The following is a 24,805-nucleotide window of genomic DNA, read 5'->3' as shown; positions in this document are numbered from 1 at the left end:
GGTCAAGTATTCCTATTCGTGACGCAGACGGTCGGTGAGCCGCTGCATGGCCAGCCGCGACGCTGCATCGAGTCGCGCCAGGCAAAATAATCCGCTGATGGCAATCATCATGCCGGCCATGGTCGGCACCGTGGCACGGGACACACCCGCCGCCATCGCCCGGGGATTGCCGGTACCGCTGATCGACAGCACGTCAAACACCTGAATCATGCCGCTTACCGTACCCAGCAGGCCCAGCAGCGGACACATGGCGATCATGACCCGAATCATCGGCATGAATCGGTTCAGTCGCTGCCGTGCTACGGACAGCCAGGCTTCGCGAATATGCCGGGCCGCAGCACTGCTGTGATCAGCGCGGCGCAGCCAGCGGTTCTGCAGGCTGGCTGAACGCTTGGGGAAGATGCGCCATAGATACCACAGCCGCTCGACCATCAATGTCCACAACACAATGGTGAAGAACAGGATGGTCCACAGCACCCAGCCGCCGCTGTCGAGAAAGTCCCTGAGCATCCACAGGGCTTCACTCACCACGCCTGTCTCCCGGATCCAGGTGCAGAGCAATCAGGCCCGCACTCTGCTGTTCGAGTACTTGGATCAGCGCCTTGCTGCGCGAGGCCAGCATGCCGTGCAGGAACAGCAGCGGAATGGCTGCCACCAGCCCCTGCACCGTGGTCACCAGGGCCTGGGAAATACCACCGGCCATCAGCTTCGGATCACCGGTACCAAACAGGGTGATGGCCTGGAACGTCGCGATCATGCCGGTTACCGTACCCAGCAGACCCAACAGCGGCGCCACCGCGGCGAGCAGCTTGATCAAGCCGTTGCCGCGATCCAGCGCCGGCGTTTCCCGCAGAATCGCCTCGTCCAGCTTCAGCTCCAGCGTGTCCAGCTCCTCGAGCCGCGGCTTGCTGCCGATCACACCGAGAATGCGCCCCAGGGGGTTGTCATCGCGCAGCTGATCCAAATTGTTGGCCTGCCGCTCGACCTTGTTGGATACACCCAGCAGCCAAACCAGTTTGGCCAGCGCCAGCAGTATGCCGAGCACACCCAGAGCAATGATCACATAACCCACCAGACCACCCTGACGCACCCGGTCCATGAAGGATGGGCTGAGCTGCATCTGACTGATGACGGTGCCACGGGTAGGATCGACCATCAGGTCGGCGAGCGCGCTGCGCGGCGCCACAAAATCGCTGACCAGGCCACGGCCGTCAGGCTGCTTGTCAGCTATCTGCAGGGTACCGGCATCGGCCTGGTAGGTGAGATATTCGTCTTCAGCCAGCGCCACGAAGGGGCCGACCAGTACTACCGGCTGACCCTGCTGCTGACCGTCACGCCCGATGACCGGCGCGTTGATCTGGCTGATCTTGCCGCTGGCGGTCATGTCTTCCTGCAACATGAACCAGAATTGCTCCAGAGTCTCTACCGTCGGGATCTGCGCCGTGGCAGCCAGTCGGTCGAGTTGGCCGAGACGCTCGGGGAATTGCATATTCAGCAGCGAGTCCTGCCATTGGCTGCGGGTGTCGCTCGCCATGTGACGCACCACACCGAACAGCTCGCCGAGATTGCCGCTGCGCTCACGCATCTGCGCCTCGGTGTCGGCCAAGGCCTGCTCCAGTTGTTCAAATTCATCCTTGAGCTGGTCCGCTTCAGCCTTGATCGGCGCCAGTTCGCGCTCGGCCTGTGTCAGCAGTGCCTGCTGGTTATCCCGCTCGCGCAGAAACTGCGCTTCGCGTTCGCGCATGGTGGCCTGCTCGCTGCTGCGAATCTCACGGATATCCTGCAGCAACTGGTCCAGAGAGGTGGGCTGGGCGAAGGTCAGCGGGCTGATCAATGCCACGGCAAAAGCAATCAACAGACGTTTCATTGTGCAGCTCCCTGTTCACTGACCGGCGGCAAAGGCAGACGTAGCATCACTGGGGTCTGCTGTTGGCGGGCGATTTTCAGCCCCTGCGCCAGCGTGCGGTGATAACCGGCTGGCAATGTCTGCCATTCCCGCGCTTCGGCATTCCAGTAACCCTGCATGTGACCGTCCAGGCTCTGGTAGAACAGCACCAGCCGACCCAACCGCAGAAACTCCACCACTCGCTGGTTGCCATCAATGTCCAGGGCGCCGCGCCAGGCTTCCAGGGTGCGGCCATAATCGCTTTCGATCTGATAGGCCTCGAGCACCCGGCGATACTTTTCTGCAACGGTCACTTCCGGACGGATCATCAACGCCTGGAGCTGCGCCAGCCGATCGGCTCGCTCATCCTCCAGAAACGGCAGATCCAGCTCGATGAACTGCTCCAGCGACCTGACCATGCGCTGCAGCATGGGCACTACTTCGGCCTGGGTTTCCTCGATGGTTGCCAGCTGCGCCTGCAGGTCTTCCAGCTCGCTGCGCTGGGAATCGACCATCTTGCTCAACTGCTGGTTGTATTCGGCAAGTTGATCCTTCTGCTGGATCGCCTGGCGGTAGCGGCTCAGGGCGTCGCGCGTAGCGTCGTCCAGTTGATCGATACGCTGCTGTGAGCGTTGGGCGTCGGTCATCATGGCCTCGCCTTCGGCCAATGCGCGCTCTCCTGCGCCCTGCGCCAGCACCATGGTCGGCAGCAACCCGGCCATCAAGAATATCCAAACCGCTCTCATCCAGTTCCTCCAGGGTCATGATGAGACTCGATAGCCTCGCCACAAAAGAGAAGCATTATCATCTTCCCGCTCACAGAATTCAACCGCGTCATCCTGTCGCAAGCACACAAGGCAAACAATTGCTCCAGATCAATAAACGATGCGTTCGGGATGCCTAGAGTAGACCCATACCAGACACCCAAGGAGACATCTCAATGTCGCGCACTGCATCAAAGTTTGCTCTCGGCCTGCTGCTCGCCCCTGCCCTGCTGGCTGCTTCCATCGCTCAAGCACATCAGGCTGGCGACATCATCGTGCGCGCAGGTGCGATTACTGTTGATCCGCGTGAGGATAGCTCGGGTGTAAAGCACAACACCTTAGGTAATCTTGGCGGTAAGGCCACCTTGGACAGCGATACCCAGCTCGGTCTGAACTTCGCTTATATGCTGACTGAGAAAGTCGGTATCGAATTGCTCGCAGCCACCCCATTCAGCCATGACGTGGACCTGAAAGGCTTAGGCGGCGGTCTGGATGGAAAGCTGGGCGACATCAAGCATCTGCCGCCTACCCTGAGCGTGGTTTACTATCCACTGAACAACCAGTCCGCCTTCCAGCCTTACGTGGGTGCAGGTATCAACTACACCACTTTCTTTGATGAAGGCCTGAGCAGTAAGCGAAAAGAAAATGGTTTCAGCGGCCTGGATCTGGACGACTCCTGGGGCCTGGCACTGCAGGTCGGTGCTGACTACATGCTCGACGAAAGATGGATGGTCAACGCCCAGGTGCGTTACATCGATATCGACACCACCGGCAAGACCAGCTTGAATGGCGACCGAGTCAAGGTAGATGTTGACGTCGACCCCTTCGTCTACATGGTCGGTCTGGGCTATAAATTCTAAAGCCCGCCCGCAATGAAAAACGGCCGATGCGGCCGTTTTTCATTTATATAACTCAGCTTCCAGCTCATCCAACAAAGCCGGCAACTGGCTACGCCAGGTCCGCGGCTTGATACCAAATACCAGCATCAGCTTACGCCCCAGTACAGCTGCATTCTGCGGTCTGCCGCGTAACTCGGGTCGACTGTTGAAAGGGACCGGCTGGATGGCGATATCACCCGTCAGCAGGCCGCGTCCGATCAGCTCCTGCATCACATACTGGGCAAAGCCGATCCAGGTAGTCACCTCGCTGCTGCCGTAATGATAGGTACCATATACCGAGGCAGCACAATCCAGCTGCTTGAGCACTGACAGTATTATCCGCGCCGCATCGGTGACCGGGGTCGGATTGCCCCGCCATTCCTCAGGCAACATCAGCGGAGATGGCCCTTTCAACCCGGCTATCAGTTGCCCGAACGGCCCTTCCGGCGCGGTATCCAGCAACCAACTGAAACGCAGAATGATATGTTTCGGACACTGCGTACGCAGACTGTCTTCCAGCTGCGCCTGCAACCGGCCCAGCGCACCGATGGGCTGCGGCGCATCCTTCTCGGTATGCGAGGACGTCTTGCTGCCATCGAACACGCGGGCACTGGAGAGCATCATCAGCGTCACGCTTTTGCTCGCACACCCTTGAATCAGTCGCTCGTCAAACTGCTGCTGAGCCTGCAATGCGGCGGTATCTTCCAGGCCCAATTGAAACTGCTCGCGGTAGAACGCCAGATTCAGCACCAGATCCGGCTTGGCACCGGCCAGCAGGTCATCCGCCATCTCCGGTTGCCAGCCCTGCTCGGGGCGCTCAACCGCTTCCAGCTGAATGAACTCCGCCGCGGCCTGCGCCAGCAACGCCTGCCCCAGCCTGTTTTCCCCTCCGAGCAGCAATACCCGCATTCGCATTCACATAACCCGTCAAAACTGTTGATGTGTTGCATTGTGCAACGTTCGGCGGTTCACGTCATCAGTGCGTATGTCAGGTATAGGTGATCATCGACTCGCGGCCGGGTCGATCCAGATGCGAGATATTGTTGAAACTGCTCAAACGCATACTGTGATTGTTGAACCGGCAGTGAGTCACCGCGGTGTTGCGGGTCTGCAGATTGAGATCGACCATGGTCGACTCGGGCGCTTGCAACAATTGGCGCACCAGCATGGCAATGGCTCCGCCGGAGCTGACCACCAGCAGCCGCTGGCCGGCATGGCGCTGCTGCACGCCTTCACGAAAGGCCGCCAGACGCTGCTCGAAGCTGGCCCAGGTTTCCGGCAGCTCCCCTTCCAGCTCGCCCGCCGACCACAGCAGAATGCCCTGCTTCAAGCGCCGAAAGAAATCCAGCGGCACCGGTTTTTCCGGCAGTGCATGTTCGGGGAACTGGGTGATATAGGCACGCAGCACCGAGTGGAAGTCGAACTCATTCAGCTCCGGATAGACCTCGAAACCCTGCTCATTCAACCCCATTCCGGCGCAGATGCCTTCGGCGGTTTCGCGATGGCGAACCATGTCACCGGTGATGATGTGATCGAACAGCATGTCCCGTTCGCGAAAATATTCGCCCAGCAGACGAGCCTGTTCATGCCCCAGCTCCGACAGCTGATCATAGTTGCTGGAGCCGAATGAAGCCTGGCCGTGGCGTACAAAATAGATCTCAGACATGCAGGGTTCCACTTGTTGTTCCGGGTAGTCAGGCAATCACGGCCCGATAAACCCTGATGCTAGCGGCAATGCGTCATCCCGGGCAACCGGGTGCCGGTCGCATCAGCGTGGCTGATGGGCGAGCATTGCTGGTGGCACACGCGCCAAGAATGTACCTCTATGGTTTCTCACGGCAAGTGACTCAAGCCCTTCACTCCAACTGCTCAACTATTGGTAATCGCCGCCATCTGCGCCTGCGCAATCGCATGCCCAGCACCGGCAGCCTTTACGCGCCACAGCATCGCAGTGCTTTCACACCGTTCAACCCCATTACCCTGCTGGTACAGCCCACTCAGATAATGCATGGCATCGGCGTGCTCCTGCTGCGCAGCCAGATTGAACCAGTACGCGGCCAGATCAGCACGATCCTGCTCAAGAAACACCAATGCCAGATCACATTGCGCCTCGCTATCGCCGCTGTCCGCCGCCAGGAGCAGCGCCAACCCATCCGCAGCCCCCCCCCAGAAAACGAAGAAAGCGTCACACAGAGCCGCGGGGCAATATCTGCAAAGGCCACCATCACCCTTCCCCGCTCATCCATACCCTGACGCTGCACACTGCCACTACCCAGCCAGCGCCACAAGGTACGTTTACTGACACCCGTCACAGCAGCGGCAGTGTCCACGCTGACCAGTTCATTCACTATCGTTTCTCCATTAAGGAAGGTCTGAAAAAGACTTCCTGAAAAGGTAAAATGCGTCAGCGCCATTTTCGAGACCACCGCATGAAACAGATGAGCTTTGCAGACGCCGAATACGCTGGTAAACGTAAGCAGACCCGCCGTGAGCGCTTTCTGCTGGAAATGGATCAAGTGGTTCCCTGGAAGCCATTGCTGGCGCTGATCGAGCCGCACTATCCCAAGGGCGAAGGTGGTCGACCTGCTTACCCGCTCGACGCGATGCTGCGAGTTCATCTGATGCAGAACTGGTTTGGGTACAGCGATCCAGCGATGGAAGAAGCGCTGTATGAAACCACCATCTTGCGACTCTTCGCGGGCCTTCAACTTGATCGCATTCCGGATGAAACCACTATTCTCAACTTCCGTCGGCTGCTGGAACGCTACGGCCTGTCCACGGCGTTGTTCGAAGTGGTCAATCGTTACCTGGGTGAGCACGGGCTAATGCTGCGCCACGGCACCGTGGTCGATGCAACCATCATTCATGCACCCAGTTCGACCAAGAACAAAGAAGGTAAGCGCGATCCTGAGATGCATCAGACCAAGAAGGGTAACCAGTATTATTTTGGCATGAAGGCCCACATTGGCGTTGATGCTGAGTCAGGGCTGGTTCACAGTCTCGTGGGGACGGCGGCCAATGCGGGCGATGTTACTCAGGTAGACAAGCTTCTGCATGGCGAAGAAACCCATGTATGCGGTGACGCCGGCTATACCGGCGTTCAGAAACGGGATGAACACAAAGGGCGCAAGGAGGTGGTCTGGTCGATTGCGATGCGCCCAGGCAAGCTCAAGACATTGAGCAAAACCAAGCTGATCGAGAAAGGCTTGCGCCGAATCGAGCGGGCCAAAGCCAGTACACGAGCCAAGGTCGAGCATCCGTTTCGAGTGATCAAATGCCAGTTCGGATTCACCAAGGTGCGCTACAAGGGCCTGGCGAAGAACACGGCCCAGTTGCATACCTTGTTCGCCCTGGCCAACCTATGGATGGCCCGAAAACAGCTGTTAAGTGCAGGATAAATCCGCCCGGAGTACTGGGTACAGCGGCCTGGATGGCCGAAAAGGGGCTGCAACGCGCTGAAAACGCGACTGAGGGCGATGAAATCGTTCCTGAAATGTTTTTTTTGTGAGCCGAGGTCATAATCGCCGCCCATATGGCCGGTATTTCAGACCTTCCTTAACTATTTATAAACGGATAACCAAGAGTGTGACACTCAACTGTGTCACACCTATTTACTGTGACATATATATCAATGTCATACCCAGCGACCATGACACCCTGCCAACCCGTAACTTTGCAGACACCCAATGCAACTGGTAAGGAATGTAACGAAAAACACCTGACATGACTATAACCCCGACTCTATAAGGGCCAGGGCACGCATCCAACAAGATACTCAGCACCCCTTACTCGTATTAAATGAGGGCTGGCACAACCCTTGCTATTTCTCTGACAGGTTTAACGGTACAGGGATTGTCCCGAACCGGACCTGACTTATATTCAAGGAGAATGGCATGAAAACCATGCAGAAGGGTTTTACTCTTATTGAACTGATGATCGTTGTGGCGATTATTGGTATTTTGGCCGCGATTGCGCTGCCGGCTTATCAGGACTATACGGTTCGCGCCAAAATGTCTGAAGTAATTGGATTCGCATCTTCCGCACGTACCGCGGTAAGCGAATGTGCGGTTGCAGAAGGTGGATTAGCCAACTGTGGCGATGGGGCTTCCGGCGTTGATGTTACTGAAATGGCAGCAGCAAGTGATTATCTGACCAGCGTTGCAATTGCAGCGGGTATAATCACTTTAGAGCTGGACTGGTCCGAGTTGGGTGGAAGCGGTACCGGCGACCTGGTTTATACTCCCACCTACTCCGCAGGTGGCGTGGCTTGGGAGTGCGGCATGAGCGTAGCCGATGACTATAAATATGTGCCTAACGCATGCCGTAACGCACCATAATATCAACTTCGGAGCAATAAGGGTCCAAGCACATACACTTTACAAGAATTTTCTGACCTAATTACTCCAAACTAAAACAACAATCCCCGGCTCGCCGGGGATTGTTGTTTCTGGGACTTAAAGCATCAGCGATACATCATCTTAGAGAGGCTGGCCGGCAGGGCTCGCCCTTCGGGCCAGCCTACGATTGTTCTCCGCTTCGCTTGTTCCGCGAGGGGAAAGAGGGAAAACCGCTCCGATGCTGATATGCATGATTTACTGTGGTTTTTCCCCGAGGTGGTGTAGCGCGCCTGCGCTACGTCAGTGGCTTGCCTGATACTGCGGTATTTGCTGAACGCTGTCGTCGAGCAGACCCCCGGCAACCCAGACCTCGTCGTACTCCAGAGGCGCAAGCGCTGGCGAATAAAGCAAAAGCCCCGGAAAATCCGGGGCTTTTGGGGCACAGCATTCAGATCAGCTTCCGAATCAGAACGGAATATCATCATCAAAGCTGTCGTAATCAGGCATCTGCTGCGCCTGAGGTTGCTGCGCTGGCTGCTGAGCCTGCTGTTGCGGCGCTGCCTGACGCTGAGGTGCCGGGCGCGACTGCTGCGGGCGCGGAGCCATGCCTTCGCCGCCCTGGGGGCGGCCGTCAAGCAGCTGCATCTGACCGCCGATATCAACCACGATCTCGGTGGTGTAGCGCTTCACGCCGTCCTTTTCCCATTCGCGGGTCTGCAAGCGACCTTCGATGTACAGCTTGGAGCCCTTGCGCACGTATTCGCCGACGATTTCCGCCAGGCGGCCGAAGAACACCACCCGGTGCCACTCGGTACGCTCTTGCTGCTGACCGGACTGCTTATCCTTCCAGCTGTCGGTCGTCGCCAGGGTGACGTTGGACACCGCATTGCCGTTAGGCATGTAGCGTACTTCCGGGTCCCCACCCACGTTACCGATCAGGATTACTTTGTTGATGCCTCTGGCCATGCTCACTCTCCTCGGGTGTCTGGTGTATTCAGACCGGATTGACGATCCGGTCCAGTTGTTCGCGATCCAGCACCTGTGTATCGACTTTGATGTAAGCGGCTGCTTCCTCAGCCACGATAACTGCCTCGGCCACTCCCGGTACGTCCAGTATTCTCCGGTGCAACGCCTCATCCCGAACCAGCGTCGGGGCCAACGCCAGGCGAAGGCTGGTAACGTACGGAGGCTCGGCCATGGTAACACCAATTCCGAACCAGGACAGCGCCAGCAATGCGCAGCAGACGAACACCCCGATCAGGCCGAAGCTCCCGTAAACCGCGCCACCCAGCACACCACCGAGGGCCGCGCCGGCGAACTGGCTGGTGGAATAGATGCCCATGGCCGTACCCTTGCTGCCCGCCGGTGCAATCTTGCTGAGCAGAGACGGCAAGGTCGCCTCCAGCACATTGAAAGCAACAAAAAACAATACTATGGCGGCCACCAGCCAAGGTAACGAATCCATGCTCAGCCACATCATCGGCTGCACCAGCGCCAGCAGCAGAATCGCACTCAGCACCACACGCTTGATCTTGCGTTGGCGCTCGGCATAGATGATCAACGGCACCATGCCGACAAAGGACAGCAGCAGCGCGGTCAGGTAGACCCACCAGTGGCTCTCACGCGGCAGCCCAGCCTGCTCCTGCAGCGCCAGGGGGATGGCCACGAAACAGGCCATGAGCAGCGCATGTAGAACGGCGATACCATAGTTCAAGCGCAGCAGATCGAAATTGCGCAGTGCCGGCAGAAAAGCGCCCTTGGCCACCCCGGCGTCACGATGATGCAGCGCCTGCACTGGCGTCGGCACCACCAGCGCAACCAGCGCGATGCCCACCAGCGCCAGCACCGCCGTCGTATAGAACACCCCCGGCAGGCCTGCTGCCCCGGCGATCAGCGGCCCGACGACCATGGCCACGGCAAATGACAGACCAATACTCATGCCGATCATCGCCATGGCCTTGGTACGGTGCTGGTCCCGGGTCAGATCGGCGACCAGCGCCATGATCGCTGCGGCGATGGCGCCTGCGCCTTGCAACACACGCCCGGCAATGACACCGACGATACTGTCAGCCTGGGCTGCCAACAGGCCGCCCAGGGCAAACAGCAGCAGACCACCGATGATCACCGGCTTGCGGCCGATACGGTCCGACAGCATGCCGAAGGGAATCTGCAGAAACGCCTGGGTGATGCCGTAGGCGCCGATGGCCATGCCGATCAGCAATGGCGTGGCGCCCTGAAGATCCTGCCCGTAGGTCGCCAGCACCGGCAATACCATGAACAGCCCGAGCATGCGAAAGGCAAAAACCGCAGCCAGGGACGAAGCAGCGCGACGCTCTTGGGACGACATGGTGTCTGCCGGGTACATGGATTCTCCGCTGCGGTGAATAAAAGGCAGGCATTTTAGCATGCTTGGACGGCCGAAACAGGAGGCGCATTCCGATCCGGCGGTGACCTGATGACGCAACCCTGCCGCTACAGGTGCACGACCTTTCGGCCGGCGATTTTTGCGGGGACTGCCCCGAAACACGTATACTGTCGAGCTTTGCTGGCTGCGGGTAATCTGCTGTGGATACAATTCTGATACGTGGGGCTCGTACCCACAACCTGAAGAACATTGATCTGGACCTGCCGCGCGACAAACTGATCGTCATCACCGGACTGTCCGGCTCGGGCAAGTCCTCGCTGGCGTTCGACACCCTGTATGCCGAGGGTCAGCGCCGCTATGTGGAATCCCTGTCGGCCTATGCCCGGCAGTTCCTGTCGATGATGGAAAAGCCCGACGTCGATCATATCGAAGGCCTGTCCCCGGCGATTTCCATCGAGCAGAAGTCCACCTCACACAATCCACGTTCCACCGTCGGTACCATCACCGAGATCTACGATTACCTGCGCCTGCTGTTCGCCCGAGTCGGCGAGCCGCGCTGCCCGGATCATGATCTGCCATTGGCCGCGCAAACAGTCAGCCAGATGGTCGATCAGGTGCTGGCCCGCCCCGAAGGCAGCAAACTCATGCTGCTGGCGCCGGTCATGCGTGAACGCAAAGGCGAGCATCTGGCCCTGCTCGACGAGCTGCGTGCCCAGGGTTTCGTGCGCGCTCGCATCAATGGCCGCATCTACGACCTGGATGAAGCGCCGGCGTTGGAGAAGACCCGCAAGCACACCATCGAAGTGGTGGTCGACCGTTTCAAGGTGCGCGGGGACCTGCAGCTGCGTCTGGCCGAATCCTTCGAGACCACCTTGAATCTGGCCGACGGCATTGCCATTGTCGCCCCCATGGAAGGCGAAGAAGGCGAGGAAGTCACCTTCAGCGCCCGCTTTGCCTGCCCCCAGTGCGGTCATTCGATCAGCGAACTGGAACCGCGCCTGTTTTCCTTCAACAATCCCGCCGGTGCCTGCCCCGGCTGCGATGGCCTGGGGGTCAAGCAGTTCTTCGACAATCGCCGTCTGGTCAACGGTGAGTCGACGCTGGCCGAAGGCGCGATTCGCGGCTGGGACCGACGCAACGTTTACTACTTTCAGATGCTCAGTTCGCTGGCCCAACATTACGGTATCGACCTGGACCAGCCCTTTGATGACCTGAGCGACAAGCACCGCAAACTGATTCTGAATGGCACCGGCACTGACAAGGTGCCCTTCCGCTACCTCAATGACCGTGGCGACATCGTCAAGCGCGAGCATCCATTCGAAGGTATTGTCCCCAATCTGGAGCGCCGCTACCGGGAGACGGAATCACAGAGCGTGCGCGAGGAGCTGAGCAAGTACCTGAGTACCCAGCCCTGCCCAGACTGCCACGGCACGCGCCTGCGCCGCGAGGCACGGCATGTGTTCATCGACGAGCGCAACCTGTCCGGCATAACCACCATGCCGGTCGGCGCCGCGGCGGAGTATTTCGAGCAACTCACCCTGCCGGGTAGCCGCGGTGAAATTGCCGAGAAGATCCTCAAGGAAATTCGCGCGCGACTGATGTTCCTGGTCAACGTCGGGCTCGACTATCTGGCCCTGGACCGCAGCGCCGACACCCTGTCCGGTGGTGAGGCCCAGCGCATTCGCCTGGCCAGCCAGATCGGCGCCGGCCTGGTGGGCGTCATGTACATTCTCGATGAGCCCTCCATTGGCCTGCATCAACGCGATAACGAGCGCCTGCTCGGCACTTTGATTCACCTGCGCGACCTGGGCAACACGGTGATCGTCGTCGAGCATGACGAAGATGCCATTCGTCTGGCCGACTACGTGGTCGATATCGGCCCGGGCGCCGGGGTGCATGGCGGGCAGATCGTGGCGCACGGCACACCGGAGCAGGTCATGAACGACCCCGCTTCGCTGACCGGCAAATACCTGTCCGGCGCAGTGAAGATTCCCGTACCGGCCGAGCGCACGCCGGTACGCAAGGACCAGTGGCTACGCCTGAAAGGCGCCTGCGGCAATAACCTGCAGAAGGTCAATCTGGAGATCCCGGTCGGCCTGATGACCTGCGTGACCGGCGTATCCGGCTCGGGCAAATCGACACTGATCAACAACACCCTGTACCCGATCGCCGCCACAGCCCTGAACGGCGCCACCACGCTGGACCCAGCGCCCCATTCCAGCTTTGATGGATTGCAGCACCTGGACAAGGTGGTGGATATCGACCAGAGCCCGATCGGCCGCACACCGCGCTCCAACCCGGCCACTTACACCGGGCTGTTCACCCCGATTCGCGAATTGTTTGCCGGCACCCAGGAAGCCCGATCCCGCGGCTACAAGGCCGGACGCTTCTCCTTCAACGTCAAGGGCGGGCGCTGCGAAGCCTGTCAGGGTGACGGATTGATCAAGGTGGAAATGCATTTTCTGCCTGATATCTACGTGCCTTGCGATGTGTGCAAGAGCAAGCGCTACAACCGCGAGACATTGGAGATCAAGTACAAGGGCAAGAGCATTCATGAAGTGCTGGAGATGACCATTGAGGAGGCCCGCGCCTTCTTCGATGCGGTGCCGGCACTGGCGCGCAAACTGCAGACGTTGATGGATGTAGGCCTGTCCTACGTGCGTCTCGGCCAGTCCGCCACCACCCTGTCCGGCGGTGAAGCGCAACGCGTCAAGCTGGCGCGGGAACTGTCCAAGCGCGATACCGGCAAGACTCTGTACATCCTCGACGAGCCTACCACCGGCCTGCACTTTGCCGATATCCAACAGTTGCTGGACGTGCTGCATCGTCTGCGCGATCACGGCAATACCCTGGTGGTCATCGAGCACAACCTGGACGTGATCAAGACCGCGGACTGGATCGTCGATGTCGGCCCCGAAGGCGGCTCCAAGGGCGGTCAGATCATCGCCACAGGCACACCGGAGCAGGTTGCCGCCATGGCGCACTCGCACACCGGGCAGTTTCTCGGGCCGTTGCTGGAACGCGACAGGGAAAAATAACGCAGACATTGCCTGCTACCCAAGGGCTCTCTCAAACACAAAGCAGCGACGCTTTTGAGGGGGTTCGATCAATTCATATTTTGCAGCGAACAGACACGTGATTGAATTTCAGCAGGTAAACAAAGCCTACCGCGTCGGCGGCCGCGACATACCCGCATTGCATGCCACCGACCTGACCATAGAGGCAGGGCAGGTATATGGCATCATCGGCCATTCCGGCGCGGGCAAAAGTACGCTACTGCGGCTGATAAACCGTCTGGAAGAGCCCAGCAACGGGCGCATTATGGTCGCCGGTGAGGATACCACCGCCCTGAACGCAGAGGGGTTGCGACGCTTCCGGCAACGCGTGGGCATGATCTTCCAGCATTTCAACCTGCTCTCCTCCGCTACCGTCGCCGACAATGTCGCCCTGCCCCTGCGTCTGGCCGGCAGCGCCAATCGTCAGCAGATCGCCGCGCGGGTCGCATCGCTGCTGGACCGAGTCGGCCTCAGCGATCACGCCAGTAAGTACCCGGCGCAACTTTCCGGCGGCCAGAAACAGCGCGTCGGCATCGCCCGCGCGCTGGCCACCGAACCGAGCATCCTGCTGTGCGATGAAGCCACCAGCGCCCTGGATCCGCACACCACTGGCCAGGTGTTGCAACTACTGTCGGAAATCAATCGCGAACTGAACCTGACCATAGTGTTGATCACCCATGAAATGGACGTGATTCGCCGCGTCTGCGATCAGGTCGCGGTGATGGATGGTGGGCGTATCGTCGAGCAGGGCACGGTCGCTGACGTCTTCCTGCATCCACAGCACCCGACTACGCGCAGCTTCGTCTTCGGCAGCGAATCCGCTGAAGACCAAGCGGATGACTTCGGACACGTGTCAGGACAGATCCTGCGTCTGACCTTTCAGGGCGAATCCACTTTCGCTCCCCTGCTGGGGCAGGTTGCCCGGGAAACCGGCGTGGATTACAGCATTCTTGCCGGACGTATCGATCGCATCCGCGATCTGCCCTATGGCCAATTGACCCTGGCGCTGATTGGCGGCGATCTGTCCGCTGCGCGCGAGCGCCTGGCCGCTGCCGATGTGCATGTTGAGGTATTACGCGGATGACCGAATTCTTTACCAACATCGACTGGTACGATATCTGGATCGCCACCCTGGACACCCTGCTGATGCTCGGCGGCTCCCTGTTCTTCACCGTACTGCTGGGCTTGCCGCTGGGCATCCTGCTGTTCCTGACCGGTCCGCGACAGATGTTCGAGCGTAATGGCCTTTACGCCGTGCTGTCGCTGATCGTCAACGCTCTGCGCTCACTGCCCTTCATCATTCTGCTGATCGTGATGATCCCCTTCACCAAGTTTCTCACCGGCACCTCACTGGGCGTCGCAGGCGCCATTCCACCTCTGGTGGTTGGCGCCACGCCGTTTTTCGCCCGTCTGGTTGAAACCGCCCTGCGCGAAGTGGACCGCGGCATCATCGAAGCGACCCAATCCATGGGCGCGAGCACCCGCCAGATCATTACTCGCGCCTTGCTGCCCGAAGCGCGCCCGGGCATCATCGCTGCGGTAACAGTGATCGCCATTACTCTGGTTTCCTATACGGCGATGGCCGGTGTAGTCGGCGGCGGCGGCCTCGGCGACCTCGCCATCCGCTATGGCTATCAGCGCTTCCAGACGGATGTCATGATCGTCACTGTTGTGTTGTTGCTGGTACTGGTGCAAATTCTGCAAAGTATCGGCGACCGCCTGGTCGTACACTATTCACGTAAATAAGCAGGACAATAACCTGCAACCCCGTTCATTTCGGAGCATTCCATGAAAAAGATTGTCGCTGTTCTGGCCCTGGCCACTGCCTTCGGTGCCCATGCCGCAGAGAAACTGAGCATCGCCGCCACCGCCGTACCCCACGCCGAGATTCTCGAGTTCGTCAAACCCGGCCTGGCCAGCCAGGGCGTGGATCTGGATATCAAGGTATTCACTGATTACGTACAGCCTAACCTGCAGGTCGCAGAAGGCCGCCTGGATGCCAACTTCTTTCAGCACAAACCCTACCTTGATGAGTTCAACAAAGGTCGCGGCACCAATCTGGTCAGCGTTGCCAACGTGCACGTAGAGCCCTTCGGCATCTACTCCGGCAAGCTCAAATCACTGGACGAAATCTCCAACCGCGCCACCGTCGCCATCCCCAACGATGCCACCAATGGCGGTCGCGCCTTGCTGCTGCTGGACAAGGCTGGCGTGATCACTCTGAAAGACAAATCCAACATCCTCGCCACCCCGCGTGATATCGAGGATAACCCGCACAAACTGCGCATTCGCGAGCTGGAAGCAGCCACCCTGCCCCGCGTTCTCGATCAGGTGGATCTGGCACTGATCAATACCAACTACGCTCTGGAAGCCGGCCTGAAACCCACCGAAGACGCACTGGCCATCGAGGGTGATGACTCACCCTACGCCAACATTCTGGTAACCCGTGCGCAGAATGCCGAGGACGAAGCCGTGCAGAAGCTGGTGAAAGCATTGCAGAGTGACGAAGTGAAGGCGTTTATCGAAGAGAAATACAAGGGCGCTGTTGTTCCTGCGTTCTGATTGCGTAATTTTGTGTAGCCCCACCACAGAACCGCGTGACTGGGGCTCATCTGCAAGTCAGGCGCTGGGCTTCAGGGTCGTGCCGACACGCTGCAAGTACGTCCCTGCAAGCTCGCGGTCGCCATCCATGGCGACACGACGGTCGGCACAACCCTGAAGCCTAGCCCCGTCCACATAGCACTCAGTTGCTGATGTCTTTTAACCAACAACTGCACCGGAATTTGCGCCGGCGCGCAGGCATACTCCAGCCCATCAACAACAGAAACCCAGCATGGGCACAGCCCATACGTAAGATATCCAATAAAAACCCGCGACTAATACCTCGTCGCGGGCTGTTTCCAACCGCCGGTGTTATCAGACCGGCACTTCAGACATCGACACTCCAAGCGCTGTGGCCACTCCTTTGCCGTAAGCCGGATCGGCCTTGTAGCAATGAGTGATGTGGCGAATCATGATATGGCGCTCAACTCCATTCATGGCTCGCGCTGTATTCTGGAACAACCGCTGCTGCGCGTCAGCTGTCATCAGGCTGAACAGGTTGCCGGGCTGAGTGAAGTAGTCAGCATCCTCTGCACGATAGTCGTAGCGGGCGGCAGCGCCTTCCAGAGCCATGGGCGGCTCGCTGAAGTCAGGCTGCTCCTGCCATTCGCCATAGGTGTTCGGCTCGTAGTGCAGGCGGCTACCCTGGTTGCCGTCGACACGCATTGCACCATCACGATGGTAGCTGTGCACCGGGCAGCGCGGTGCATTCACCGGGATCTGGTGGTGGTTCACACCCAGACGGTAACGCTGTGCGTCGCCGTAGGAGAACAGACGACCCTGCAACATACGGTCCGGCGAGAAACTGATGCCCGGCACCACGTTGGCCGGCGTAAAGGCGGCCTGCTCCACATCCCGGAAGTAGTTGTCCGGGTTGCGGTTCAGCTCCATGTAGCCCACCTCAATCAACGGGTAATCCTGCTTCGACCAAACCTTGGTCAGATCGAACGGATGAAAACGGTAGTTCGCCGCATCCGCCTCCGGCATGATCTGTACGAACATGGTCCAGCGCGGGAAGTCGCTATTCTCGATCGCATCGTACAAGTCCCGCTGAGAGCTTTCGCGGTCTCCTGCTACCACCGCAGCGGCTTGTTCGTCGGTCAGGTTCTTGATGCCCTGCTGGGTCTTGAAGTGGAATTTGACCCAGTAGCGCTGGTTGTCGGCACTGATGAAACTGTAAGTGTGCGAGCCAAACAGATGCATATGGCGGTAGCCAGCCGGAATACCGCGGTCGCCCATCACATAGGTAATCTGATGCAGCGCTTCTGGCAAACCGGTCCAGAAGTCCCAGTTGTTATTGGCGTTGCGCATGTTGGTGCGCGGGTCGCGCTTGACCGCATGGTTCAGGTCGGGGAATTTCAGCGGGTCGCGGAAGAAGAACACTGGGGTGTTGTTACCAACCAGATCCCAGTTGCCCTGTTCGGTGTAGAACTTCAGCGCCGCACCGCGGATATCCCGCTCGGCATCCGCCGCGCCGCGCTCACCGGCGACGGTGGAGAAGCGGGCGAACATCGGAGTCTTCTTGCCCACGTCGGCGAAAAGCCGCGCCTTAGTGTATTTGCTGATATCGTGAGTTACCACGAACTCGCCGAAAGCGCCTGAGCCTTTGGCGTGCATCCGCCGCTCAGGAATTACTTCGCGATCGAAATGCGCGAGCTTCTCCAGAAACCAGACATCCTGCAGCAACATCGGCCCCCGCGGACCGGCGGTCATCACGTTCTGGTTCTCAGCAACCGGGGCACCTGCCACCGTGGTAAGTCTTGGCTTGTCAGTCATACTGCGCACTCCTTGGGTCATATTCGCTGCCATCGGGCTCTATTAACCGAGGCGGTGAAAGAATGATAAGGAAAGTGCGGAAATAGCCCCAATGATTTGGGTCAAATCCCTCGATAGAATTTTATAATTCTACGAGCTTAGTAAGCGTCCGGCAATCCCGTCTTGAGCCTGGCACAGCTGACGTCAGGATAGTGTCCACTTATTTTCTAGTGGACACTTAATATGAGCACTGTAAGCGTAGGCAAGCCCTACCAAAAACGCCGTCGCCATTCCCAGGAGTTCAAGGCCAGCATCGTTGCAACCTGCCATGAACCGGGTGCCTCCGTCTCACGCATTGCGCTGGATAACGCCCTCAACGCCAATCTGGTGCGGCGCTGGATCAGTGAGTCGCGACGAACCGATAACACGCTCACTTCAGTGCCCGCGTTCGTTCCGGTTAACCTGCCAGCTCCGTCGACTGTTGCAAACAGTCACCCGCGCAACAACATCCGTATCGAGATACCCCATGTTGGTGGCGCTGTTGTCGTGGAGTGGCCTGCCGACCAGGCTCACCAGTGCGCGGCCTTGTTACGCGATCTGTTGCGGTGATCCGCATCGATGAGATCTGGCTGGCGACTGAACCGCTGGATATGCGCGCCGGTCCGGACAAGGCCTTGGCACGTGTTATCCAGGTCTTCGGTGCAGCCAGACCACACTGCGCTTACCTGTTTGCCAACAAGCGCGGCAACCGGATGAAGGTATTGATTCACGATGGCCTGGGGATCTGGTTATGTGCCAGGCGCCTTAATCGCGGCAAGTTCCACTGGGCTGAAGCCTGGCGCGGTGACCGAGTGAACCTGACAGACGAGCAGTTGGTTGCACTGGCTCAAGGGCTGCCTTGGCAGCGCATGGGTGATGCCGGGGTCATCTCAATGCTGTAATCATATTCTGCTGATGGGAGCCATAACCCAAAGGATGAATTCCGAACCGGACACAGGGTCGGCATACTACCGGCATGACCCAGCAGCCTGATCTCAACCAGCTCTCCGCCGATCAACTCCGCGCCTTGGCCGCTGAGTTGATGGTCTCGCTGGCGGCTAAAGATCGGGCGCTGGTGCACAGCAATGCACTGAACGACAAGCTGACCCATGAACTGGCCATCCTCAAGCGCCACAAGTATACCCGGCGCAGCGAGCAATTGAATGCACTGCAAGGCTTGCTGCTGGATGAATTGGTCGACAGCGACCTGGCCGCCATTGAAGTCGAGCTTGAGCAGGCCATGCTGGCTACCGGCCAAACCACCAAGCCCAAGCAGCAACCCAAGCGCAGCCCGCTGCCGCCAGAACTGCCCCGTACCTTGATCCACCACGAGCCTGACAATACGCAATGTCGCTGTGGCTGCCAGCTCAAGCGCATCGGCGAAGACATCAGTGAAAAGCTGGACTACGTTCCCGGCGAGTTCAGCGTAGAGCGCCACATCCGGGGCAAGTGGGCCTGCGACAACTGTGAAACCTTGATCCAGGCACCCGTTCCAGCGCAGATCATCGATAAGGGTATCCCTACTTCAGGACTGTTGGCTCAGGTGCTGGTCGCCAAGTATGCAGATCATCTGCCGCTGTACCGCCAAGAACGTATCTTCGGTCGCGCCGGTCTCGAAATCCCGCGTTCCACCCTGGCCGAGTGGGTGGGCGCCTGCGGTATACAGTTGCAACCGCTAGTGGATGCGCTGCGCCGCGAATTACTGGCACATCCGGTGCTGCATGCCGATGAAACCCCGGTCAGTATGTTGGCGCCGGGCAAGAAGAAAACCCACAAAGCCTATGTGTGGGCATTCTGCAGTACCGGGTTCAACGACCTGAAAGCAACGGTGTACGAATTTGCTCCGAGCCGTGCCGGCGAGCACGCCCGCGCCTTCTTGGGTGACTGGCAAGGCAAGCTGGTCTGTGACGATTACGCTGGCTACAAAGCCGGGTTCGGCATGGGCATTGTGGAAATCGGCTGCATGGCGCATGCCCGCCGCACGTTCTATGACCTGCACCAGGCCAACCAGAGCACCTTGGCCGCCCAGGCGCTTGAGTACATCAAGCATCTCTATGAGGTAGAGCGGCAAACCAAGGACTTACCGCCGGACAAGCGTCAGGCCATCCGGGCAGCCAAAGCCCGGCCGATAGCTGATGCCTTGCATCAATGGATGCTTGCCCACCGAACAAAAGTACCGGATGGCTCCGGCACCGCCAGGGCATTGGATTACAGCCTGAAACGCTGGGATGCGTTGACGCGCTACTTGGACGACGGCCGCGTTCCAATCGATAACAACTGGGTGGAAAACCAGATCCGCCCCTGGGCGCTCGGTCGCTCCAACTGGCTGTTCGCTGGATCGTTGCGCAGTGGCCAACGCGCTGCCGCCATTATGAGTCTGATCCAATCAGCCAAGCTGAATGGCCATGATCCCTATGCCTACCTGAAAGATGTGCTGACCCGGCTGCCAACGCAGAAGAACAACGTAACCGCTCCATAAACCCCACCTACAACTAACGTTCTGTTCGCGCCATGCTGACCTCCGATATTCCCTCTGGAGGTTTTTTTCATGATGCGCCCTGGTGCCAAGGTTAAAAAAGTCTACCTGTACCCGAAGCCGGTGGACTTCAGAAAGTCCATCGACGGGCTGTCAGCCCTGGTCGAGCTGGATATAAAGGCGGCGGTGTTCGACCCGGTGCTGTTTGTGTTTCTCAACCGGGCGCGCAACAGGGTGAAGATCCTGTATTGGGAGCGCAACGGTTTCTGTCTTTGGCTCAAGCGTCTGGAGGCTGAACGGTTCAAGGCGCCACCGGATATCCGGGACGATGCTATCGAGCTGACCGCAGAGGAGTTGAACTGGATGCTCGATGGTTTTGACCTGTGGCGCAACCGGCCACACAAGGTGTTGAGACCGCGCTATGTAGCCTGACGCTGGTATAATCCACGGCATGATTTCGCTCCCCGACATCCTGCCGAACGACCCGGATCAGCTCAAGCATTTGCTGATGCAGATGCAATCTCGCGTATCGCAGTTGCAGGAAGAAAACACGCTGCTGCGTCAGCGTCTATTCGGGCGCAAATCAGAGCAAAGTGCTGATCCGAATTCTCCGCAGCTGGGCATGTTCAACGAAGCCGAAAGCCTGGCCAATGAAACATCCGCTGAAGATGACGAAGAAACGGTTGCTCCCGTATCGGTGAAGAAGCGTGGCAAGCGTAAGCCGCTACCAGCAGAACTGCCGCGCATTGAAGTGATACATGAGCTGCCCGAGCATGAACTGACCTGTGACTGCGGTTGCCGTAAGCAGGCCATCGGTGAAGAAACCAGCGAGCAGCTGGAAATCATCCCGATGCAGATCCGGGTGATCAAACACATCCGCAAGGTCTACGCCTGCAAGGGTTGCGAAACGGCACCGGTCACGGCTGACAAGCCCGCCCAGTTAATTGAAAAGAGCATGGCCAGTCCCAGCGTCCTGGCCATGTTGCTGACCACCAAGTATGTCGACGGGTTGCCACTGCACCGCTTCGAGAAAGTGCTGAGTCGCCACGGCATCGAACTGTCCAGGCAAACACTGGCTCGCTGGGTCATCCAATGCGGCGAGCACCTGCAACCGCTGGTTAACCTGCTGCGTGACCGGTTACTGGAAGGCCCACTGATCCACTGTGATGAAACTCGCCTGCAAGTACTGAAAGAACCGGATCGTGATCCGACCAGTCAATCCTGGATGTGGGTGCAGACGGGCGGGCCGCCCGATCATCCGGTTGTGCTGTTTGATTACACATCCAACCGTGCCCAGGATGTACCCTTGCGCTTGCTTGAAGGTTATCGGGGTTACCTGATGACCGATGACTATGCGGGCTACAACGCGGTGGCTGAACAGGACGGTATTGAGCGCCTGGGCTGCTGGGCGCATGCCCGACGCAAGTTCATCGAAGCACAAAAAGCGCAGCCCAAAGGTAAGACCGGGCGCGCCGATATGGCGCTGAGCCTGATCAACAAGCTGTACGGCATCGAGCGTGAAGGCAAGGATGTAAACGCCGGGCAGCGCCTGCTGCTGCGCCAGCAGAAAGGTGAACCGGTACTGACTCAGCTCAAAGCCTGGCTGGACAAGACGCATGGCCAGGTAACGCCGCAAAGTGCACTGGGTAAAGCAGTCGGCTATCTGGCCAGCAACTGGAGCAAACTGATCCGCTACACCGAGGCTGGGCACCTACCGATCGACAATAACCCTGCCGAGCGCGCCATCCGCCCATTCGTCATCGGTCGTAAAAACTGGCTGTTCAGCGATACGCCGAAGGGTGCTCACGCCAGCGCCCTAATCTACAGTCTGGTCGAAACCGCCAAGGCTAACGGACAGGAACCCTATGCCTGGCTGCGGTATGTGTTGGAACGACTGCCGCTGGCCAGTAACGCCGAAGAACTGGAAGCTCTGCTACCCTGGAACTGCGGGCAGGTCGCTGTTTACTGATCCCGTTGCAAGGCGGGGTTTATGGAGCGGTTACAGAACAACGCCATCGAAGAGCTGCTGCCGCACAACTGGAAACCAGCTATCCAGGTGTGATCGCCGGTCGCTTACCGAGCTTATTCAATATGAACTGAGCATTCGCAAGAAGCTGCGATCCAGACATAAAAAAACCGGGCCAAAGCCCGGTTTTTTTGAACTGTCAGCTACTTACTCTTCGGAAGCAGCAGCCAGCTCAGGACGATCAACCAGTTCCACGTAAGCCATGGGAGCCGCATCGCCAGCACGGAAACCGCACTTCAGAATACGAACATAGCCGCCGGGACGGTCTGCGTAGCGCTTGCCCAGATCGTTGAACAGCTTGCCTACAGCTTCTTTGCTGCGGGTGCGGTCAAACGCCAGACGGCGATTGGCTACGGTATCTTCTTTAGCCAGGGTGATCAGCGGCTCTGCAACACGGCGCAATTCCTTGGCCTTGGGCAGAGTGGTTTTGATCAGTTCATTTTCGAACAGCGACACCGCCATGTTCTGGAACATGGCCTTGCGGTGCGAGCTGGTCCGACTCAGGTGACGACCACTTTTACGATGACGCATCTCTCAATTCCTCGGTGTCAGACGATCAGGCCGTAACCTTGTCGTCCTTCTTCAAGCTTGCAGGCGGCCAGTTGTCCAGACGCATACCCAGTGAGAGACCACGCGAAGCCAGAACGTCCTTGATTTCAGTCAGGGACTTCTTACCCAGGTTCGGGGTCTTCAGCAGTTCCACTTCGGTACGCTGGATCAGATCGCCAATATAGTAAATATTTTCAGCCTTCAGGCAGTTGGCCGAACGAACAGTCAGCTCCAGGTCGTCAACCGGGCGCAGCAGGATCGGATCGATCTCGTCTTCCTGCTGTTCCACCACTGGCTCCTGGTCACCCTTCAGATCAACGAAGGCGGCCAGTTGGTGCTGCAGAATGGTCGCAGCACGACGGATCGCTTCTTCGGGATCCAGAGTACCGTTGGTTTCCAGTTCGATGACCAGCTTGTCCAGGTTGGTACGCTGCTCAACACGAGCGCTCTCGACTACATACGCTATGCGGCGAACCGGAGTATAGGTAGCGTCGAGCTGCAGACGGCCAATCGAACGGCTTTCGTCTTCGTCTGACTGGCGCGCATCAGCAGGCTCATAGCCCCGGCCACGCGCCACCGTCAGCTTCATGTTCAGCACACCGTTGTCGGACAGCGTGGCGATATGGTGATCGGGATTAACGATCTCCACATCGTGATCCAGCTGAATGTCGCCAGCGGTGACCGCACCCGGACCCTTCTTGGACAGGGTCAGGGTGACGTGATCACGACCATGCATCTTGATCGCCACACCCTTAAGGTTAAGCAGGATCTCGATGACATCTTCCTGAACGCCTTCGATGGCGCTGTACTCATGCAAAACGCCATCGATTTCCGCCTCGACCACGGCACAACCGGGCATGGACGAGAGCAGAATGCGCCGCAGCGCATTGCCCAGGGTATGACCAAAACCACGTTCCAGCGGCTCAAGAGTGATCTTGGCGCGCGTGGGCGAGGTTTCTTGAACGTCGATATGACGCGGAGTAAGAAACTCGGCAACCGAATTTTGCATGAAAGGCACCTTTTGCTGACTATCGCTTACTTGGAGTAGAGCTCGACGATCAGGTTTTCGTTGATGTCGGCGTACAGATCACTCCGTGCGGGCAGGCTCTTGAAGACACCTTCCTTCTTGGCGGTGTCCACTTCCAGCCACTCTGCCTGGCCGCGCTGAGCCGCCAGATCCAGCGAGCCACCAATACGCAGCTGGTTCTTGGCCTTCTCGCGAACGGCAACCACGTCACCCGGGGAAACCAGGTAAGAAGCGATGTTCACGGTTTTGCCATTGACGCTGATCGCTTTGTGGGAAACCAGCTGACGAGCTTCGGCACGTGTGGAGCCAAAGCCCATACGGTACACAACGTTATCCAGACGACGCTCGAGCAGTTGCAGCAGATTCTCGCCGGTCGCGCCCTTCAGACGGGCAGCTTCCTTGTAGTAGTTGCTGAACTGACGTTCGAGAATGCCGTAGATACGACGAACTTTTTGCTTCTCGCGCAATTGAGTGCCGTACTCTGAGAGACGACCGCGACGCTGACCATGCACGCCAGGAGGACTCTCCAGCTTGCACTTGGAATCAAGGGCGCGAACACCGCTCTTGAGGAACAGATCAGTGCCTTCGCGACGAGACAGCTTACATTTGGGACCAATATATCTAGCCATTTTACCGTCTCCTGATTACACGCGGCGCTTCTTGGGCGGGCGACAACCGTTATGTGGGATGGGGGTGACATCAGTAATGCCGCTGATCTTGTAACCACAAGAGTTCAGCGCACGTACTGCGGATTCACGTCCCGGGCCAGGGCCCTTCACATTAACGTCGAGGTTTTTGAGGCCGTATTCCAGAGCCGCCTGACCAGCACGCTCAGCAGCCACTTGGGCAGCAAAGGGAGTGCTTTTACGCGAACCACGGAAACCGGAACCACCGGAAGTCGCCCAGCTCAGAGCATTGCCCTGACGGTCGGTGATGGTGATGATGGTGTTGTTAAAAGACGCATGGATGTGGGCGATACCATCAACCACTGTCTTTTTGACTTTTTTACGAACACGAGCAGCAGGCTTAGCCATATCTGTATATTCC

At 58.5% G+C, this 24,805-nt stretch carries 25 protein-coding genes; 12 read left to right on the top strand and 13 right to left on the bottom strand.

Annotated features, from left to right (window positions below; translation table 11 throughout):
- Window positions 1-12: 12 nt before the first annotated feature.
- From BLU11_RS18515 to BLU11_RS18505, 3 genes are read right to left on the bottom strand one after another with little or no spacing between them, the layout of a single operon-like run.
- A complete protein-coding gene (locus BLU11_RS18515; RefSeq protein ID WP_231702235.1) occupies window positions 13-528 on the bottom strand; it encodes a MotA/TolQ/ExbB proton channel family protein in 516 nt (171 codons plus the stop codon).
- Window positions 521-1,867, bottom strand: coding sequence for a MotA/TolQ/ExbB proton channel family protein (locus tag BLU11_RS18510; RefSeq protein WP_090275900.1), 1,347 nt, complete (start codon window positions 1,865-1,867; stop codon window positions 521-523). The genes BLU11_RS18515 and BLU11_RS18510 overlap by 8 nt, the downstream gene beginning before the upstream one ends.
- Window positions 1,864-2,607, bottom strand: a complete 744-nt coding sequence (locus BLU11_RS18505; RefSeq protein ID WP_231702234.1) for a DUF3450 domain-containing protein — start codon at window positions 2,605-2,607, stop codon at window positions 1,864-1,866. Before BLU11_RS18505 ends, BLU11_RS18510 begins: the two co-directional genes overlap by 4 nt.
- Before the next feature lie 218 nt (window positions 2,608-2,825).
- On the opposite strand from BLU11_RS18505, the gene BLU11_RS18500 reads away from it, so the two are divergent.
- Window positions 2,826-3,509, top strand: a complete 684-nt coding sequence (locus BLU11_RS18500) for an OmpW family outer membrane protein (RefSeq protein ID WP_090275896.1) — start codon at window positions 2,826-2,828, stop codon at window positions 3,507-3,509.
- A gap of 39 nt (window positions 3,510-3,548) precedes the next feature.
- Here the strand turns inward: BLU11_RS18500 and BLU11_RS18495 are convergent, their stop codons facing one another.
- The 3 genes from BLU11_RS18495 to BLU11_RS18485 all read right to left on the bottom strand — a co-directional run bounded on the left by BLU11_RS18495 (window position 3,549) and on the right by BLU11_RS18485 (window position 5,675).
- Window positions 3,549-4,442, bottom strand: coding sequence for a sugar nucleotide-binding protein (locus BLU11_RS18495; protein WP_090275894.1), 894 nt, complete (start codon window positions 4,440-4,442; stop codon window positions 3,549-3,551).
- A 73-nt stretch (window positions 4,443-4,515) separates the two neighbouring features.
- Window positions 4,516-5,193, bottom strand: a complete 678-nt coding sequence (locus BLU11_RS18490) for a histidine phosphatase family protein (protein ID WP_090275892.1) — start codon at window positions 5,191-5,193, stop codon at window positions 4,516-4,518.
- A 203-nt stretch (window positions 5,194-5,396) separates the two neighbouring features.
- Window positions 5,397-5,675 carry an SEL1-like repeat protein gene (locus BLU11_RS18485; RefSeq protein ID WP_090275890.1) on the bottom strand — a complete coding sequence of 93 codons (279 nt, stop codon included), beginning with the start codon at window positions 5,673-5,675 and terminating at the stop codon, window positions 5,397-5,399.
- A 281-nt stretch (window positions 5,676-5,956) separates the two neighbouring features.
- Here BLU11_RS18485 and BLU11_RS18480 point away from each other — a divergent pair, with 281 nt between their 5' ends.
- Both BLU11_RS18480 and BLU11_RS19740 read left to right on the top strand, forming a co-directional pair.
- Window positions 5,957-6,925, top strand: coding sequence for an IS5 family transposase (locus BLU11_RS18480; RefSeq protein ID WP_090276215.1), 969 nt, complete (start codon window positions 5,957-5,959; stop codon window positions 6,923-6,925).
- A gap of 504 nt (window positions 6,926-7,429) precedes the next feature.
- Window positions 7,430-7,864, top strand: a complete 435-nt coding sequence (locus BLU11_RS19740; protein WP_407920260.1) for a pilin — start codon at window positions 7,430-7,432, stop codon at window positions 7,862-7,864.
- A 465-nt stretch (window positions 7,865-8,329) separates the two neighbouring features.
- Here BLU11_RS19740 and ssb read toward each other — a convergent pair whose 3' ends face one another.
- On the bottom strand, window positions 8,330-8,830 hold the full coding sequence (ssb, locus tag BLU11_RS18470) for a single-stranded DNA-binding protein (protein WP_090275886.1): 501 nt from the start codon (window positions 8,828-8,830) through the stop codon (window positions 8,330-8,332).
- 28 nt (window positions 8,831-8,858) lie between these two features.
- The gene (locus BLU11_RS18465) at window positions 8,859-10,229 is read right to left on the bottom strand and encodes an MFS transporter (RefSeq protein WP_090275884.1); all 1,371 of its coding nucleotides are present in this window, start codon (window positions 10,227-10,229) and stop codon (window positions 8,859-8,861) included.
- Window positions 10,230-10,429: 200 nt separating this feature from the next.
- Between BLU11_RS18465 and uvrA the strand changes: the two genes are divergently transcribed.
- From uvrA to BLU11_RS18445, 4 genes are all read left to right on the top strand, one after another.
- Complete coding sequence (gene uvrA / locus BLU11_RS18460; protein ID WP_090275882.1) at window positions 10,430-13,267, top strand: excinuclease ABC subunit UvrA; 2,838 nt, start codon at window positions 10,430-10,432, stop codon at window positions 13,265-13,267.
- A 97-nt stretch (window positions 13,268-13,364) separates the two neighbouring features.
- Window positions 13,365-14,369, top strand: coding sequence for a methionine ABC transporter ATP-binding protein (locus BLU11_RS18455; RefSeq protein WP_090275879.1), 1,005 nt, complete (start codon window positions 13,365-13,367; stop codon window positions 14,367-14,369).
- The gene (locus BLU11_RS18450; protein WP_090275877.1) at window positions 14,366-15,031 is read left to right on the top strand and encodes a methionine ABC transporter permease; all 666 of its coding nucleotides are present in this window, start codon (window positions 14,366-14,368) and stop codon (window positions 15,029-15,031) included. Before BLU11_RS18455 ends, BLU11_RS18450 begins: the two co-directional genes overlap by 4 nt.
- A gap of 42 nt (window positions 15,032-15,073) precedes the next feature.
- Window positions 15,074-15,847 (top strand): MetQ/NlpA family ABC transporter substrate-binding protein, encoded by a 774-nt coding sequence (locus BLU11_RS18445; protein ID WP_090275874.1) that lies wholly within the window; start codon window positions 15,074-15,076, stop codon window positions 15,845-15,847.
- Between the two features lie 354 nt (window positions 15,848-16,201).
- Here the strand turns inward: BLU11_RS18445 and BLU11_RS18440 are convergent, their stop codons facing one another.
- Window positions 16,202-17,662, bottom strand: a complete 1,461-nt coding sequence (locus tag BLU11_RS18440; protein WP_090275872.1) for a catalase — start codon at window positions 17,660-17,662, stop codon at window positions 16,202-16,204.
- Window positions 17,663-17,884: 222 nt separating this feature from the next.
- Here BLU11_RS18440 and tnpA point away from each other — a divergent pair, with 222 nt between their 5' ends.
- The 5 genes from tnpA to tnpC (BLU11_RS18415) all read left to right on the top strand — a co-directional run bounded on the left by tnpA (window position 17,885) and on the right by tnpC (BLU11_RS18415) (window position 22,125).
- Complete coding sequence (gene tnpA / locus BLU11_RS18435) at window positions 17,885-18,250, top strand: IS66-like element accessory protein TnpA (protein WP_090275870.1); 366 nt, start codon at window positions 17,885-17,887, stop codon at window positions 18,248-18,250.
- Window positions 18,247-18,582 carry an IS66 family insertion sequence element accessory protein TnpB gene (gene tnpB, locus BLU11_RS18430; RefSeq protein ID WP_157718583.1) on the top strand — a complete coding sequence of 112 codons (336 nt, stop codon included), beginning with the start codon at window positions 18,247-18,249 and terminating at the stop codon, window positions 18,580-18,582. The genes tnpA and tnpB (BLU11_RS18430) overlap by 4 nt, the downstream gene beginning before the upstream one ends.
- Window positions 18,583-18,656: 74 nt before the next feature.
- A complete protein-coding gene (gene tnpC, locus BLU11_RS18425) occupies window positions 18,657-20,159 on the top strand; it encodes an IS66 family transposase (RefSeq protein WP_090275869.1) in 1,503 nt (500 codons plus the stop codon).
- Window positions 20,160-20,228: 69 nt separating this feature from the next.
- Window positions 20,229-20,588 carry an IS66 family insertion sequence element accessory protein TnpB gene (gene tnpB, locus BLU11_RS18420; protein ID WP_043102624.1) on the top strand — a complete coding sequence of 120 codons (360 nt, stop codon included), beginning with the start codon at window positions 20,229-20,231 and terminating at the stop codon, window positions 20,586-20,588.
- A gap of 19 nt (window positions 20,589-20,607) precedes the next feature.
- Window positions 20,608-22,125: an IS66 family transposase gene (gene tnpC / locus BLU11_RS18415; RefSeq protein WP_090275866.1), complete on the top strand. Its 1,518-nt coding sequence runs from the start codon at window positions 20,608-20,610 to the stop codon at window positions 22,123-22,125.
- Between the two features lie 204 nt (window positions 22,126-22,329).
- Here tnpC (BLU11_RS18415) and rplQ read toward each other — a convergent pair whose 3' ends face one another.
- From rplQ to rpsK, 4 genes are read right to left on the bottom strand one after another with little or no spacing between them, the layout of a single operon-like run.
- The gene (gene rplQ, locus BLU11_RS18410) at window positions 22,330-22,713 is read right to left on the bottom strand and encodes a 50S ribosomal protein L17 (RefSeq protein ID WP_036993680.1); all 384 of its coding nucleotides are present in this window, start codon (window positions 22,711-22,713) and stop codon (window positions 22,330-22,332) included.
- Window positions 22,714-22,738: 25 nt separating this feature from the next.
- Entirely contained in the window at window positions 22,739-23,740 is a 1,002-nt protein-coding gene (locus tag BLU11_RS18405) for a DNA-directed RNA polymerase subunit alpha (RefSeq protein ID WP_090275863.1), read from the bottom strand.
- A 26-nt stretch (window positions 23,741-23,766) separates the two neighbouring features.
- Window positions 23,767-24,387: a 30S ribosomal protein S4 gene (gene rpsD, locus BLU11_RS18400; protein WP_090275861.1), complete on the bottom strand. Its 621-nt coding sequence runs from the start codon at window positions 24,385-24,387 to the stop codon at window positions 23,767-23,769.
- Between the two features lie 15 nt (window positions 24,388-24,402).
- Window positions 24,403-24,792, bottom strand: a complete 390-nt coding sequence (rpsK, locus tag BLU11_RS18395) for a 30S ribosomal protein S11 (protein ID WP_022962893.1) — start codon at window positions 24,790-24,792, stop codon at window positions 24,403-24,405.
- Window positions 24,793-24,805: the final 13 nt, after the last annotated feature.

The organism is Halopseudomonas litoralis (genome assembly GCF_900105005.1).
Lineage (GTDB): Bacteria > Pseudomonadota > Gammaproteobacteria > Pseudomonadales > Pseudomonadaceae > Halopseudomonas > Halopseudomonas litoralis.
This window is presented reverse-complemented; position numbering and strand designations above follow the sequence as displayed.